This window comes from Rhodobacter maritimus, assembly GCF_058747975.1.
Genome location: NZ_CM179095.1, coordinates 2625342 through 2639355 on the forward strand (window position 1 = coordinate 2625342; position 14014 = coordinate 2639355).

At 68.1% G+C, this 14014-nt stretch carries 14 protein-coding genes; 5 read left to right on the forward strand and 9 right to left on the reverse strand.

Annotation, left to right across the window (positions count from 1 at the left end):
• Positions 1–3: 3 nt before the first annotated feature.
• Together AC4PTO_RS13325 and AC4PTO_RS13330 are read right to left on the reverse strand one after the other, a co-directional pair.
• Positions 4–2529: an ABC transporter permease gene (locus tag AC4PTO_RS13325; protein WP_492729222.1), complete on the reverse strand. Its 2526-nt coding sequence runs from the start codon at positions 2527–2529 to the stop codon at positions 4–6.
• Positions 2526–3194, reverse strand: coding sequence for an ABC transporter ATP-binding protein (locus AC4PTO_RS13330; RefSeq protein WP_492729224.1), 669 nt, complete (start codon positions 3192–3194; stop codon positions 2526–2528). Before AC4PTO_RS13330 ends, AC4PTO_RS13325 begins: the two co-directional genes overlap by 4 nt.
• Between AC4PTO_RS13330 and AC4PTO_RS13335 the strand changes: the two genes are divergently transcribed.
• The gene (locus tag AC4PTO_RS13335) at positions 3193–3891 is read left to right on the forward strand and encodes an arylesterase (RefSeq protein WP_492729226.1); all 699 of its coding nucleotides are present in this window, start codon (positions 3193–3195) and stop codon (positions 3889–3891) included. The genes AC4PTO_RS13330 and AC4PTO_RS13335 overlap by 2 nt on opposite strands.
• Here the strand turns inward: AC4PTO_RS13335 and AC4PTO_RS13340 are convergent.
• Both AC4PTO_RS13340 and hemC read right to left on the reverse strand, forming a co-directional pair.
• Positions 3888–5096, reverse strand: coding sequence for an MFS transporter (locus AC4PTO_RS13340; protein ID WP_492729228.1), 1209 nt, complete (start codon positions 5094–5096; stop codon positions 3888–3890). The genes AC4PTO_RS13335 and AC4PTO_RS13340 overlap by 4 nt on opposite strands.
• 92 nt (positions 5097–5188) lie before the next feature.
• Complete coding sequence (gene hemC / locus AC4PTO_RS13345; protein ID WP_492733620.1) at positions 5189–6130, reverse strand: hydroxymethylbilane synthase; 942 nt, start codon at positions 6128–6130, stop codon at positions 5189–5191.
• A gap of 96 nt (positions 6131–6226) precedes the next feature.
• Here hemC and hemE point away from each other — a divergent pair, with 96 nt between their 5' ends.
• Entirely contained in the window at positions 6227–7261 is a 1035-nt protein-coding gene (gene hemE, locus AC4PTO_RS13350) for a uroporphyrinogen decarboxylase (protein ID WP_492729230.1), read from the forward strand.
• Between the two features lie 22 nt (positions 7262–7283).
• On the opposite strand, the gene hemF is transcribed toward hemE, so the two are convergent.
• Complete coding sequence (gene hemF / locus AC4PTO_RS13355) at positions 7284–8174, reverse strand: oxygen-dependent coproporphyrinogen oxidase (protein ID WP_492729232.1); 891 nt, start codon at positions 8172–8174, stop codon at positions 7284–7286.
• Between the two features lie 111 nt (positions 8175–8285).
• Here hemF and AC4PTO_RS13360 point away from each other — a divergent pair, with 111 nt between their 5' ends.
• On the forward strand, positions 8286–8699 hold the full coding sequence (locus AC4PTO_RS13360; protein WP_492729234.1) for a hypothetical protein: 414 nt from the start codon (positions 8286–8288) through the stop codon (positions 8697–8699).
• Positions 8700–8706: 7 nt separating this feature from the next.
• Here AC4PTO_RS13360 and AC4PTO_RS13365 read toward each other — a convergent pair whose 3' ends face one another.
• From AC4PTO_RS13365 to clpS, 3 genes are read right to left on the reverse strand one after another with little or no spacing between them, the layout of a single operon-like run.
• Positions 8707–9516: an SDR family NAD(P)-dependent oxidoreductase gene (locus AC4PTO_RS13365; protein WP_492729236.1), complete on the reverse strand. Its 810-nt coding sequence runs from the start codon at positions 9514–9516 to the stop codon at positions 8707–8709.
• 40 nt (positions 9517–9556) lie between these two features.
• A complete protein-coding gene (locus tag AC4PTO_RS13370) occupies positions 9557–10609 on the reverse strand; it encodes a class I SAM-dependent methyltransferase (protein ID WP_492729237.1) in 1053 nt (350 codons plus the stop codon).
• An 18-nt stretch (positions 10610–10627) separates the two neighbouring features.
• Positions 10628–10948 carry an ATP-dependent Clp protease adapter ClpS gene (gene clpS / locus AC4PTO_RS13375; protein WP_492733622.1) on the reverse strand — a complete coding sequence of 107 codons (321 nt, stop codon included), beginning with the start codon at positions 10946–10948 and terminating at the stop codon, positions 10628–10630.
• A gap of 147 nt (positions 10949–11095) precedes the next feature.
• Here clpS and AC4PTO_RS13380 point away from each other — a divergent pair, with 147 nt between their 5' ends.
• A complete protein-coding gene (locus AC4PTO_RS13380; RefSeq protein ID WP_492729239.1) occupies positions 11096–11803 on the forward strand; it encodes an HAD family hydrolase in 708 nt (235 codons plus the stop codon).
• A gap of 217 nt (positions 11804–12020) precedes the next feature.
• A complete protein-coding gene (locus AC4PTO_RS13385; RefSeq protein ID WP_492733624.1) occupies positions 12021–13769 on the forward strand; it encodes a D-alanyl-D-alanine carboxypeptidase family protein in 1749 nt (582 codons plus the stop codon).
• 81 nt (positions 13770–13850) lie between these two features.
• Here the strand turns inward: AC4PTO_RS13385 and ccoS are convergent, their stop codons facing one another.
• Positions 13851–14009 carry a cbb3-type cytochrome oxidase assembly protein CcoS gene (gene ccoS / locus AC4PTO_RS13390; protein ID WP_492729241.1) on the reverse strand — a complete coding sequence of 53 codons (159 nt, stop codon included), beginning with the start codon at positions 14007–14009 and terminating at the stop codon, positions 13851–13853.
• Positions 14010–14014 lie beyond the last annotated feature (5 nt).

Consider the following 14014-nt stretch of genomic DNA (forward strand, 5'->3'; position numbering starts at 1 on the left):
GGATCATTCCCGCGCGCGCAACACCTGTGCGGGACGCGCGGCCAGCGGGCGCAGCGCAAAGATCAACCCGGCCAGCAGCGTGGCAAGGATGCCCCCGGCCACGATCAGCACCGCGGGCAGCGGGGCAAAGTGGAACTCGGATTCCATCACCAGAACCAGCACCGCCCAGCCCGCAAGCGCGCCGAACAGGATCGCCACCAGACCCGCCGCCGCGCCCATCAGCGCCGCGCGCAGCGTGAAGGAGGCAAGGATCCGCCCGCGCGTGGCGCCCAGCACCTTCAGCACCGCCGCTTCCCATGCCCGCGCATGTTCGCCCGCCGCCGCCGCGCCGATCAGCACCACGAACCCCGTCAGCAGCGTGACCCCCGCCGCCAGCCCCGTCGCGCGGGCAATCGCGCCCAGGGCCTCGGTCACGCGGTCGATCGCATCGCGCACGCGGATCGCGGTGATATTGGGAAATTCGGTGGCCAGATCGCGCAGGATCGCGGCCTCGGCCTCGGGCGGGGCGTAGATCGTGGCGATATGGCTGTGCGGCGCCCCGGCAAGCGCCGCGGGGTTCAGCGTCAGAACGAAGCCGATCCCCGCGGTCGAGAAATCGACATCGCGCAGCGAGGTGATCTCGGCCTCGATATCGCGGCCAAGAACGTTCACGGTGATCCTGTCACCCAGTCCAAGGCCAAGCTCTTCGGCCTCTTGCGCGGCGAAGCTGGCCTGCGGCGGGCCGTCATAGCCTTCGGGCCACCAGGTGCCCGCCACGATCTTCGTCCCCTCGGGCGGACGGTCGGCATAGGTCACGCCCCGGTCGCCGCTCAGCACCCAGTGCTCGCCCGCAACCGCGCGCGCCTCCTGCCCGTTGATCTGCGTGATCACCCCGCGCAGCATCGGCGCCGTCTGAATCCGCGAGACATCCGCCATCCCGTCCAACCTCGCAAGGAAAGGCGTGATCTGGTCGGGCTGGATATCGACGACGAAATAGGCCGGAGCAACCTTCGGCAGATCGCGGTCGATCGCGCCGCGCAGGCCCGCGTCGATCTGGCCCACCGCAGCCAGGACCGACAGGCCCAGCCCAAGCGACAGGATGACGGGCGCGGCCTCGCTGCGCGGGCCGCCGATCGCGGCTAGCGCCGCGCGCAGGGCGGGCCTGCCCCGCACGCCGGAGGCGGCGCGCTTCGCGCCGCGCCGCACCAGTGCCGCCGCCGCCGCAAGGATGGCAAGCGCCACCGCGATTCCGCCAAGCGTGCCAAGCGCAAGCGCCCAAAGCCCCGAGAACAGCACCGAGGCCAGCACCAGAACCGCCACCAGCGCCACAATCAGCCCCAGCGTCCCCGCCCCCGGAAGCCGGCCGCGCGCGGGGCCCATATCCCGGTAAAGCGCGGCCGCGCGCACCTGCGTCATGCGCGACAGCGGCCAGAGCGTGAAGATCGCCGCCACGAGGATGCCGTAGATCGCCGCCTCCGCCAGTGCCATCGGGGCGAGGCGCAGCGCAATCGGGATCGGCATCTGCGCCGCGATCGCCCCCTGCGCAAGGATCGGCACGCCCGCACCAAGGATCAGCCCCAGCACGATCCCCACCGCCGTCAGCGCCGCCAGTTGCAGCAGGAACACCCGCCGGATCAGCCCGCCGGTGGCGCCAAGCGCCTTCAGCGTGGCGATGGTTTCCGTCTTGCGCTCCATCCAGGCGCGCACGGCCGCGGAAATGCCCACGCCCCCCACCGCAAGGCCCGCAAGCCCCACCAGCACCAGGAACGAGCCGATCCGATCCACGAACCGCTCGGCCCCCGGCGCGGCGCGGCGGCTGTCGCGCCAGCGCATGCCCGCGCCTTCGAAGGCGGTCTCGGCCTCGGCGCGCATCCGGTCCAGATCGCTGCCCGGCGGCAACAGCACGCGGTATTCGGTTTCATAAAGCGATCCGGGTTCAAGCAGGCCGGACCCTTCCAGCGCCACCGCCGGCACGATCGAGCGCGGACCAAGGCTGAACCCCGCCCCGGTGCTGTCCGGCTCGCGCAGCAACAGCGCGCTGAGCACGAATTGCGCCCGGCCCAGATGGAAGCTGTCGCCCACCTTCAGGCCCAGCCGATCCGCCAGAACCGGATCGAGCAACGCGCCATGGGCGCCGCCCGGCCGGGGCGCAAGCGCCTCGGCCACCGGCAGCGGCGGATCAAGCGAGAGCGCGCCCACAAGGGGATAGGCCCCGTCCACCGCCTTCACCTGGGTCAGCGCACGCTCGGCCTGCGCCCCCGCGCCCACGACCAGCATGGAGCGGAACTCGAACACCTCGGAGACCGCGGTGGCGCGCGCCTCGATCCAGCCGCGCTCGTCCGGGGTGGCCTTGCGATAGGTGAATTCATATTGCGCGTCGCCCCCCAGAAGCACCGCGCCCTGATCGTGCAGCCCGGCCTCGATCGCGCTGCGCACCGTGCCCACGCCCGCGATCGCGGCCACCCCCAGCATCAGGCACAGCAAAAACACGCGAAAGCCGCCAAGCCCGCCGCGCAGTTCGCGCCGCGCGATCCGAAACGCTAGGCTCATTCGATCATCCCGTCGGCAAGGCGCACGATCCGGTCGCAGCGCGCGGCGAGTTCGGGGGCATGGGTCACAAGTACAAGCGTCGCGCCATGCCGGTCACGCAGGCCGAACAGAAGCTCCATGATCGCCGCGCCATTGGCGGCATCGAGGTTTCCCGTCGGCTCGTCGGCCAGGAACAGCGCGGGCCGGGGCGCCGCTGCACGCGCAAGCGCCACGCGCTGCTGCTCGCCCCCCGACAGTTCCGCCGGATAATGGCCGGTGCGATGGCCAAGCCCCACGGCCTCGAGTTCTTCGGCGGCGCGGTCAAAGGCCGCGTCGACCCCGGCCAGCTCCAGCGGCAGGGCGACATTTTCCAGTGCGGTCATTGTCGGAATCAGGTGGAAGGATTGGAAAACGATCCCCATATTCCCCCTGCGGAACCGGGCCAGCGCATCTTCCCCCATCGCGGAAAGATCCTGCCCCAAGGCCGCAACCTTGCCCCCGGTGGCCCGCTCGAGGCCCCCCATGAGCATCAGGAGCGACGATTTGCCAGACCCCGATGGGCCGGTCAGCCCGACACTTTCCCCCCGTGCGATGTCCAGCGTGATGCCGCGCAGAATTTCCACCGGCCCGGCATTGCCCTGCAAGGTCAGCCGCGCGTCCTGCAACGATAGAACGGTTTCCGTCATGCCTGCCTTCTTTTCTGTTCTCTCAAGGGGATATGGGTCGATCCGCGCCCTGCGCAACCTTGCTGCGGCAACATTTATCGCCGCCGCGCCGGCGCTTGCCAACCCGGTCGAGCTGGTGGCGCTTGGCGACAGCCTGACGCAGGGCTACGGGCTGCCCCCGGAAGAGGGGCTCGTGCCGCAGCTTCAGGGCTGGCTGAACAGCCATGGCGCGGATGTGCGCGTGGTCAATGCGGGCGTTTCGGGCGATACCACGGCGGGGGGGCTGTCGCGGCTCGAATGGTCGCTCAGCGATCAGACGGACGCGCTGATGATCGCGCTTGGCGGCAATGACCTGCTGCGCGGCCTGCCCCCAGAAGAGGCACGCGCGAACCTTGATGCGATGCTGGAAAAGGCCCGTGCCCGCGGCCTTCCGGTGCTGCTGGCGGGGCTGCCCGCGCCGGGCAATTACGGCCCCGACTACAAGGCGGCCTTCGACGCGATCTGGCCCGATCTGGCCGCGAAATACGACATCGTCCTGCTGCCCAACCTGCTGGAGCCGATCATGCAGGCCACCCCCGAGGCACGCGCGCAAAACGACCTGATGCAGGATGACAACATCCACCCTGCCCCGGCGGGCGTGGCGATGGTGGTCGAGGCGCTTGGCCCGAAGGTGCTTGAACTGCTGGCCGAACTGCCCCCGGAAAGCGAGGGCGGCTAACGGGGGCGGCGATCCATCGCCCAAAGGCTTGCCGCGCCCGCCACCGCAAGCCCCGCACCAAGGGCTGCGGCCAAACCATAGCCGCCCAGCCCCGTCCCAAGCGCGAAGACCGCCGCGCAGACCGCATCCCCGATCAGCTTCTGAAGCGCCATGAGCGAGGCCCCCGCGCCTGGCCGCATCGCCATCAGGTCCTGAAGATAGGCCATCGGCAGGGTCAGCACGACCGCGCCCCCGGCCGCGGCCGGCACGACCAGAAGCCAGACGAGGGGCGAGGCCGCCAGAACCGGCAGGAAGGCCAGATGGGTCGCATAAAGCGCGGCCCCCACAAAGATCAGCACGGTCGGCGCGACCCGCCCCGTCACCAGCGGCAACGCAAGCATCAGCGGCACCTCGAGCCCGGCCACGAAGCCCGCATAAAGCGCGACATCGCCCGCCCCGCGTCCCGGCGTCACCGCAAAGACCAGCCCGATCAGCACCAGATAGAGCGTGACTGCACCGTTGATCGTGCCAAGCGCTGCAACGCGCACCGTCACATAGGGCTCTGCCATCTCGCGCAGGGCGGCGGCGAAGCTCAGCCCGGAACGCGGGTCCGGCCAGCGGGTAGCGCCATCGCGCGGCCAGTAGCGCTGCGTCAGGATCAGCATCAGCCCCGCCATCACCAGGCAGACCGGATAGACCGCCATCAGCGAGGCCCCGGCCTTGAAGGCCACCGACCAGAGCGGCAGCACCACAACCCATGGCAGCGCGAACAGCGCCCGCAGCGCCGCCAGAATCGCCACCCGTTCGTTTTCGGGATGCATCGAGGCCGCAAGCCGTGACAGCGCAAAAAGCTGCCCGAAGATCGAACTCGACAGCGGCAGCACCAGCGCATGGGCGATCACGAAGGCCCACAGGCTCTGCCCTGCCCAGACCATCCCCGTCCCCGCCGTCAGCAACCCCGCCGAGGCAAGCGCGATGGCGCGCCGGTTCGCGCGCTGATCGGCAAGGATGCCGAAGCCCACCGAAGAGGACACCGAAAGCACCGAGGCCACGACCAGAAGCGCCGAATAGGCGCCGTCATCCATCCCGAACACCGTCACCGCAAGCGCCGAGACATAGGGCATCATCGTCGCCGCATGCGCGCCGAACAGCACCAGAAGCGCCGCGGCAAGCGCAAGGGCGGGATCACGCAGGATCGGGCGGAAGGGGGCAAGGGCGCGGCGCAAGGCAGGTTTCCGGATCAGATACCGGCCTCATGCGGGCAAAGCGGCCGCTTCGCAAGCCCGGATGCGGCATTTCCCGGCCGCATCGGCCATTCTCAGCGCCAGTCGAAAAAGCCCTTGGGCGCACGGTCCAGAAGCCGCCGCGCCAGATCCTGCCCCAGGGCGGCCGCGTCGGCGACGGGCGCGCGACCCTCATCGGCGATCGCCTCGGAACCGTCGGGGCGCAGGATCTCTCCGCGCAGCCAGACCTCGGCGCCCTCAAGAACCGCAAGCCCCGCAATCGGGGTTTCACACGATCCGTCCAGCTCTTTCAGGAAGGCCCGCTCGGCGGCAAGGCGCTGCCCGGTGGGGCCGTCATGGATGGCCGCCAGAAGCGCCGCGGCGCGCGCATCGTCAGCCCGCCGCTCGATCCCGATCGCGCCCTGCGCTACGGCGGGCAACATCTCGTCGACGCCAATGGCCGAACGCGCGACATGCGCCATGCCCAGCCGGTTCAGCCCGGCCATTGCAAGGAACGTCGCCTGCGCCACGCCCTCTTCCAGCTTTTTCAGGCGGGTCTGCACGTTGCCGCGAAACTCCACCAGCTTCAGATCGGGCCTGCGGTTGGCAAGCTGCGCGCGCCGGCGCAGCGACGAAGACCCGACCACGGCGCCTTCGGGCAGGTCCGACAGCCGCCCGACCGTGGCAGAGACGAACGCATCGCGCACATCCTCGCGCGGCAGATAGCACTCCAGCAGAAGGCCGCCGGGCTGCACCGTGGGCATGTCCTTCATCGAATGGACCGCAATGTCGATGCCGCCTTGCAGCATCGCATCCTCGATCTCCTTGGTGAACAGCCCCTTGCCGCCGATCTCTTTCAGCGGCCGGTCCAGCACACGGTCACCCGTGGTCTTGATCACGACGATCTCGAAGGCCTCTTCGGGCAGGCCATGGGCCGCCATCAGGCGCGAACGGGTCTCATGGGCCTGCGCGAGCGCCAGGGGCGATCCGCGCGTGCCGATCCTGAGCGGCGATTGGGGGGTGGGCATCTGTTCCATGGCCATGGCATATCCGCGTCAAAAGGCCCGCGCAAGCGTGCATGGCTTGACATCGCGCCGCAGGGGGCGATGAAAGGGGCAACAAGGAGATGCCACATGACTGACAAGACGATCCTGCGCGCCCTTCGCGGCGAGGTGCTGCCCACGCCCCCGGTCTGGATGATGCGCCAGGCGGGGCGTTACCTTCCCGAATATCGCGCCACCCGCGCCGAGGCGGGGGATTTCCTGTCGCTGTGCTACAATTCCGATCTTGCCGCCGAGGTCACGCTGCAACCGATCCGGCGCTACGGCTTTGACGCGGCGATCCTGTTTGCCGACATCCTGCTGTTGCCGCAGGCGCTTGGCGCGGATCTGTGGTTCGAGACGGGCGAAGGCCCGCGGCTGTCCACGATCACCGGGGCCGAAGGGCTGGCGCGCCTGAAAGGCAAGGACGACATCCACGACAAGCTGGCCCCGATCTACAAGACGGTGCGCATCCTGTCGCGCGAACTGCCCCGCGAAACCACGCTGATCGGCTTTGCCGGCGCGCCCTGGACAGTGGCGACCTACATGATCGCCGGGCGCGGCACGCCCGATCAGGGCCCCGCGCATCGCCTCAAGGCGGAAGACCGCGCCACCTTCGCGGCCCTGATCGACCTTCTGACGGACTCGACCATCGAATACCTGTCCCGGCAGGTCGAAGCCGGCGCCGAGGTCATCAAGATCTTCGACAGCTGGGCCGGCAGCCTCAAGGGCGACGATTTCCGCGACTTCGCCGAAAAGCCCGCCGCGCGCATCATCGCCGCGCTGAAGGCCCGCCATCCGGGCCTGCCCGTGATCGCCTTCCCGCGCGAGGCCGGCGAGGGTTATGTGGGTTTTGCCAAGCGCACCGGCGCCGATTGCGTGGCGCTCGACAATTCGGTTTCAGCCGACTGGGCGGCGGCGAATGTCCAGAAGGACGGCTGCGTGCAGGGCAACCTGGACCCGCGCCACATGGTAACCGGCGGTCAGGCGCTGATCGACGAGACCCGGCGCATCGTGAAGGCCTTTTCCAGGGGGCCGCATATCTTCAACCTCGGCCACGGCATCACGCCCGATGCCGATCCCGAGAACGTCACCGCGATGATCGAAACGATCCGCAGCGGCGCCTGAGCGTTCTGCGGGCCGGGCAGGCTCAGGGCCATTTCGCCACGGGCGGAAGGCTCATGAGCACGGCATTGGCGTCATGCCCGGTTTCCAGCCCGAATTTCGTGCCCCGGTCGTAGACCAGGTTGTATTCGGCATAAAGCCCGCGATGCACCAGCTGCACCTCTTTCTCGGCCGCGCCCCAGGGCAGGTCGCGGCGGCGCCCGGTCACGGGCAGGAAGGCGGGCAGGAACGCCTCGCCCACCGAACGGGTGAAGGCGAAATCGGCCTCCCAGTCGCCGGTGTTCAGGTCGTCATAGAAAATCCCGCCCACGCCGCGCGCGCGCCCGCGATGCGGGACAAAGAAATACTCGTCCGCCCAGGCCTTGAACCGCGCATAGTAAGAGGCGTCATGCGAATCGCAGGCCGCCTGCATCTGCGCGTGGAAATGCGCCGTATCCTCGGGATATTCCAGGCAGGGGTTGAGGTCGGCCCCGCCGCCGAACCACCAGGCCTTCGGCGTCCAGAACATGCGCGTGTTCATGTGCACGGCCGGCGTATGCGGGTTTTGCATATGCGCCACAAGGCTGATCCCGCTGGCCCAGAAGCGCGGATCGCTGTCCATTCCGGGCACGCCGCGCGCGGCCATGGCACGCTGCGCACGTTCCCCCAGCGTGCCCCAGACGGTCGAGATGTTCACGCCGACTTTCTCGAAGACGCGCCCGCCGCGCATCACGCTCATCTTGCCGCCGCCCGCATCCGACCCGTCGGGCGCGCTGCGCCGGGTGGGGCTGACCTCGAAACGCCCGGCGGGAAGGCTGGCGAAGGGGCCGGTCTGCTGGCTGTCCTCCAGCGCCTCGAACGCGGCCACGATCCGGTCGCGCAGTTCTGCGAACCACCGGCTGGCCCGTTCCTTGCGGTCGGTGAAATCCTCGGTCATGGCGGTCCCTCCTGTTCACTCCGGCGTTATCTAGCAGGCCCCGGCCGCCTCTGGAATTGCGTTTTGCCCGCAGCGGCCTATGTTTGGGACATTCTGCCCGAAAGGTCCGCCATGCTGCCCGTTCGCCGCCTTGCCCTGCCCCTGGCCCTTCTAACCGCGCTTGGCGCCTGCGGCACGCCGCAGGAGCAATGCATCAACCGCTCCACGCGCGAGTTGCGCACCATCGACCGGCTTCTGGCCGAGGTCGAGGGCAATCTGGCGCGAGGATATGCCTGGGAAACCTATCAGGTCGTGCGGACCCGGTGGGAGGTGTGCGGCTATACCGAACGCCGAAGCCCCGACGGCACCGTGATACGCAAGCCGCGCATGTGCCTTGAGGATTATACCGATACCCTGCGCCGCCGCGTGCCGATCGACCCCGCCGCCGAACAGCGCAAGCGCGACGGCCTGATTGCCCGGCGCGCGCAAGAGGTGCGCCAGGCCGAAGCGAATATCGCCGCCTGCAAGACGACCTATCCCGAATAGGTGGCGATCAGTAGGCGGGCACGCGCACCGCATCAAGCAGCCCGCGCCCGCCATCCACGGTCAGGATCTGGCCCGTTATGAAGCCCGCACCGTCCGAGGCCAGGAACTGCACCGCCTCGACCAGCTCGTTCGGCGCGGCGATGCGGCCAAGCGGCGTGCCCTCGGTCACCGCCTCGCGCCAGTCGCCGTGCTCGCGCAGCGCCGATTGCAGCGACGCGCTCATCATCGAGGCAAAGGACACCCCGTTGACGCGGATCCGGTGCGGCGCAAGCGCAACGGCAAGCCCGCGCGTGGCCTGATCCTGCGCCGCGCAGGCAATGGAATAGGCAAGCGCCTCGGGCTGCACCCGCGTCGCGGCCAGCGAAGAGATATTGACGATCGAGCCGATCTCGCCTTCCGTGCGGCCATCCTTTTCGGCCTGCGCGATCATGCGCCGCGCCACCGCCTGCGACAGGCGCAGCCCGCCCTTCAGGTTCTGGCGCAGCATCGCCTCCAGCGCCTCTTCGTCAAGATCGAGCGGGTCGCAGGGCACGAAGCAGCGCGCCGCGTTCACCAGGATGTCGATCCGGTCGAACGCGTCCAGCGTGGCCGAGCACAGATTGTTCACCGACAGCTTCTGACACAGGTCCGCCGCGAAATAGCGCGCCGGGCCTTCGGACTTGGCCGCCTCGCCCAGTTCCGAGATCAGCTTCGCCTCGTCGATATCGGCGAACATCACATTGGCGCCGCGATCCAGGAAATGGCGGCCGATGGCCAGCCCGATCCCGTGGGCCGCGCCCGTGACGATGGCATTCTTGCCGGAGATGGAAAGAGACATGGTCCCCCGCTGTCTGATTCTGGCCGAAGCCTAGCCGATTTCAACGACGCGCAGAAGACACGCGCCGCCGCGTCACGCGGGGTTTCGCCGGCGCGGCGGGCCTGGCCGCCCCCACGATCGGCTTGCTTGCCCGGATCACCTTGAACCCGCCATCGCCGCCGATCTCCTCGATCTCATGGAAGGCGGCGCGCAGGGCGTCCTCGTAGGGCAGGTGCCGGTTGGCAACCATGTAAAGCGTGCCCGAAAGCGACAGCATCGCCCCCGCCGCGCGGATGAAGGCCGCCCCCAGCCCCGGATCGGCCGCGCGCGAGGTATGGAAGGGCGGGTTCATCACCACCGCGCCGAAACGCGCCTCGGGTGCAAAGCGCGTGGCATCGGCCCAGTGGAACCGGGCGCGCGGATCGGAGATATTGCGCCGCGCAAACTCCAGCGCCGCATGATCGGCCTCGACCAGATGCAGTTCTTCGATCCCGCGGCGGGCAAGGATCTGCGCCGAAAGCCAGCCCCAGCCCGCCCCCAGATCGGCCACCCGCGCCGGAAGCTCGGCCGGAAGCGCCGCCGCAAGCAAGGCCGAGCCCCGGTCCACGGCATCGGCGGAAAACACCCCCGGCCCGGTCACGAAACCCGGCGCGGGCGCCATCTCTTGCCCCTGCCAGTCGCGTAGCGCGTCCGGGGCCGCGGCAAAGGCGAAGATCCTGCCATGCGCCTTGGCGATCGGGGAGGACACATCCACCCGCTTGCGCAGATCCCTGAGGATGCTGTCCACCCCGTCATGCTTGGCCCCGTCCACCCAGACCGGCCCGCCGGGCAGGACGCGGGCGCAGGCCTCGGCCAGAATCGCGCGGGCCTCGGCCTTGGCGCGGGGCAGGAAAACGACGGCGGCGGCATAGGGCCCGCTGGCCTCTGGCGCCACATCGAACCCGCGCGCGGCCAATGCCGCGTGATCGGGGGCAAAGCCCTGAATCAGGTGCAGCCGGTCCTTGGGAAGATCCGACAGGTCGGTATCGGCCAACGGGCGATAGACCGCGATGCGGCCCTCGGGCGGCAGGGCGCCCGGCGCATCAAGCGCAAGGGAAAGGCGGGGATGGCTCATGTCGGGGCGGCGCGGGGCCTATTCCTTTTCCATCGTGCATTGCAGCGGATGCTGGTGACGGCGCGCGAAATCCATCACTTGTGCAACTTTCGTCTCGGCCACCTCGAAGGAAAAGACGCCCACGACGGCAAGCCCCTTCTTGTGCACCGTCAGCATGATCTCGAAGGACTGGGCATGCGACAGGCCGAAGAAACGCTCCAGGATATGCACGACGAATTCCATCGGGGTATAGTCGTCATTCAGAAGCAACACCTTGTAAAGCGGCGGACGCTGCGTCTTGGGCCGCGTCTTGGTGGCAACACCGGATTCTCCTTCGGCATCGTCCTGTCGGTCGGACATCATGTGAAGGGGCTGCAACAAGGGATCGCTCTCCGATATGGAATCGTGGCATGGGTTCGTGTGGAATATAGGCGGATCACACAATATGAAAAGCCCGGAGCGCCCCGAAATCCGCCATGACGGCGCATCCCACCCCGCGGAGGGCCAATGCCACTGACCACCATCGGCTTCGATGCAGACGACACGCTCTGGCATAACGAACGCTTTTTCAAGCTGACGCAGGACCGCTTTCAGGCGCTTCTGGCAGACCACGCCGACAGCGATCACCTGACCGAGCGGCTGTTGGCAGCAGAGCGGCGCAATATCGGCCATTACGGTTTCGGCGTCAAAGGCTTCACCCTGTCGATGATCGAAACCGCGATCGAGGTGACCGAGGGCCGCGTGCCCGCGACCGTCATCGCCGAGATCATGCAGGCCGGACGAGAGATGCTTGCCCATCCGATCGAGATCCTGCCCCATGCGCGCGAGGCGGTCATGGCCCTGGCCGGGGATTATCGCATCGTCCTGATCACCAAGGGCGACCTGATGGATCAGGAACGCAAGCTGGCGCAATCGGGCCTGGGCGACATGTTCGACGCCGTCGAGATCGTGTCGGACAAGCAGCCCGATACCTACCGGCGCATCTTCGCCCGCCATGGCGACGGGGCGCAGAACGGCGTCATGATCGGCAACTCGTTAAAATCCGACGTGATCCCGATGATCGAGGCAGGCGGATGGGGGCTTCATGTGCCCCACGCCCTGACCTGGGCGCTGGAACATGCCGAGCCGCCGCGCGAACATCCGCGCTTCGTGGAGCTTCACGATCTGGGCGAGGTGCCGCGGATCATCGCCGGGATCGGCGGGGACAGAAACTGACCCACCAGACCTGCCAAGAACGGGCATACCCACCACGATATCTAGTCGCGCCCATGCACAATCGTGACGGGTTGCATGAAAGTCGCACTGAAACACATTGAAAATATGGTGTTTTCAGTATGCATAAGCCGTGCTACGGTTTTTCCAGAGCAGATAAGCCCCACAAAACAAAACGGGGGCAAGAGGCAGTAAAAGGGCAGGAACCGTGACCACGCTTATGCGATGGGTCCGCTACGGGATTTGGGCAGTCCTGATCGGACTTGCGCCCCTGATGGCGCTTGGCGCACCCTATGCGGCGCTCGTGATGGATGCCCGTACGGGCGAAGTTCTCTATGAAAAGAACGCGGATACGCGCCTGCATCCCGCATCGCTGACCAAGATGATGACGCTTTACATCGCGTTCGAAGCCGTCGAGCGTGGCGAGATCAGCCTGGACAGCATGATCACCGTCAGCGCCAACGCGGCCAAGCAGCCACCCTCGCGCCTTGGGCTGAAGGCCGGGCAGAAGATCGCGCTGCGCTATCTGATCCGTGCGGCGGCGATCAAGTCGGCCAACGACGCGGCCTCGGCCATCGGCGATGCGATCGGCGGCGACGAGGCCGCCTTCGCCGCACGCATGAACCGCACCGCCAAGGCGCTTGGCATGCGCAACACCTCGTTTCGCAACGCCAACGGGCTGACGCGCGACGGCCACCTGTCGACCGCGCGCGACATGACCCTTTTGGGGCGCCGGCTGTTTTACGATTTCCCGCAATATTACAACATCTTCTCGCGCCGCACCGCGGATGCGGGCATGGCCAAGGTGGCCAATACCAACCGCCGCTTCCTGGATGCCTATGAGGGCGCCGACGGCATCAAGACAGGCTATACCTCGGCGGCGGGCTTCAACCTGACGGCCTCGGCGCAGCGCGGCCAGAAGCGCATCATCGCAACGGTTTTCGGCGGCACCTCGACCCCGCAGCGCAATGCCAAGATGGCCGAGCTGCTGGATATCGGCTTTGGCCGCGCGCCGGGCCGCGTGAAAGAGGTCAAGCCCACCGCCCCGCAATATGTGGCCGAGGCGCCGAGCACATCTTCGGGTTCGCGGGCCTCCGGTAAAACCATCCGCGTTGTGGCCGCCCCCGCGCGCAGCCCGCGCCCGCTTGCCCGGCCGGGCGTTGCTTCGCATGACGCGGATGCGATCGCACTCGCGCTGGCTTCGGCGCAAGCGGCGGTGGCAAGTGCCACGGCCGCAGAACCGGCGCCGCAAGCCCCGGCCGTGGCAGAGGCCACCCCTGCCGGGGAAACCGTGCTGGCCGCGGCCGAGGTTGCCCCCTTGCCGCGTCCCGAGGATCTGGCGCCCGAAGCGGTGGCGGTGGCCGAAGCGGCGCCCGCAGCCGCGCCCGAACCCGAGGCCCCTGCCGCCATCGTCGCCTCGGCCGATATTCCGCGCCCTGTTCCGGCCCCGCGCCCGGCCGCCGCGGCGGTGGAAGCCCCGGCCGAGACCTTCGCACAACAGACCGAACCGCAGCCCGAAACGCTCGTCCTTGCAGAGGCCGCCGCCTATGACGACGCCCTTGCCGAAGGCGACGCCAGCGAGCCGGGGCCGGTTTTCGAACAGGTCAGCGCGCCGCAGCCCGAAACCCTTGCCATGGCCGCGGCCCCCGAAACGATGATCCTTGCCGCCCTGACACCGCCCGCCCCCGCCCCGCGTGCCGAACCCGAGGTGATAGCCCGCATCTCGTCTTCCGGTGGGCGCCACTGGGGGGTCAGCCTGGGCAAGTTCGGCTCGATGTATCAGGCCGAAAGCGTGCTTCTGAAAACCGCGCTGATGGAAAGCGACGCGCTTGGCGATGCGCTGCGCAAGGTCACGAAACGCAAGACCGGCTTCGAGGCAACCTTCGTGGGCCTCAGCAAGCAGGGCGCGGAACTGGCCTGCGCACGGCTGAGCGCGCGCGCCACGGATTGCGACGTGATCGGCCCCTGAGCCGCGTCCCTTCTTCGCAAACGGCAAAGCCGCGCCTTCGGGCGCGGCTTTCGATTTCCAGACAGGCGGGATGACCGGGCCTTAAACCTTCGGCTTGTCGTCGAATTCCTTGGACAGGATCCGCTCGCTGTCGCCCTTCGGATCGTCATACTGGCGCGACCGAAGCGACCAGAAGAATGCCGCAAGCCCGACCCCGCCCAGAAGCAGGGAAATCGGTATGGAGTAGGTCAGAGCTTCCATCCTGC

What these genes read in the sequence shown, in the direction of transcription:
- AC4PTO_RS13325 (WP_492729222.1), bottom strand. Translation starts at nt 2,529, where the DNA reads ATGAGCCTAGCGTTTCGGATCGCGCGGCGCGAACTGCGCGGCGGGCTT.
- AC4PTO_RS13335 (WP_492729226.1), top strand. Translation starts at nt 3,193, where the DNA reads ATGCCTGCCTTCTTTTCTGTTCTCTCAAGGGGATATGGGTCGATCCGC.
- AC4PTO_RS13330 (WP_492729224.1), bottom strand. Translation starts at nt 3,194, where the DNA reads ATGACGGAAACCGTTCTATCGTTGCAGGACGCGCGGCTGACCTTGCAG.
- hemC (WP_492733620.1), bottom strand. Translation starts at nt 6,130, where the DNA reads ATGGAACAGATGCCCACCCCCCAATCGCCGCTCAGGATCGGCACGCGC.
- hemE (WP_492729230.1), top strand. Translation starts at nt 6,227, where the DNA reads ATGACTGACAAGACGATCCTGCGCGCCCTTCGCGGCGAGGTGCTGCCC.
- hemF (WP_492729232.1), bottom strand. Translation starts at nt 8,174, where the DNA reads ATGACCGAGGATTTCACCGACCGCAAGGAACGGGCCAGCCGGTGGTTC.
- AC4PTO_RS13360 (WP_492729234.1), top strand. Translation starts at nt 8,286, where the DNA reads ATGCTGCCCGTTCGCCGCCTTGCCCTGCCCCTGGCCCTTCTAACCGCG.
- AC4PTO_RS13365 (WP_492729236.1), bottom strand. Translation starts at nt 9,516, where the DNA reads ATGTCTCTTTCCATCTCCGGCAAGAATGCCATCGTCACGGGCGCGGCC.
- AC4PTO_RS13370 (WP_492729237.1), bottom strand. Translation starts at nt 10,609, where the DNA reads ATGAGCCATCCCCGCCTTTCCCTTGCGCTTGATGCGCCGGGCGCCCTG.
- clpS (WP_492733622.1), bottom strand. Translation starts at nt 10,948, where the DNA reads ATGTCCGACCGACAGGACGATGCCGAAGGAGAATCCGGTGTTGCCACC.
- AC4PTO_RS13380 (WP_492729239.1), top strand. Translation starts at nt 11,096, where the DNA reads ATGCCACTGACCACCATCGGCTTCGATGCAGACGACACGCTCTGGCAT.
- AC4PTO_RS13385 (WP_492733624.1), top strand. Translation starts at nt 12,021, where the DNA reads ATGCGATGGGTCCGCTACGGGATTTGGGCAGTCCTGATCGGACTTGCG.
- ccoS (WP_492729241.1), bottom strand. Translation starts at nt 14,009, where the DNA reads ATGGAAGCTCTGACCTACTCCATACCGATTTCCCTGCTTCTGGGCGGG.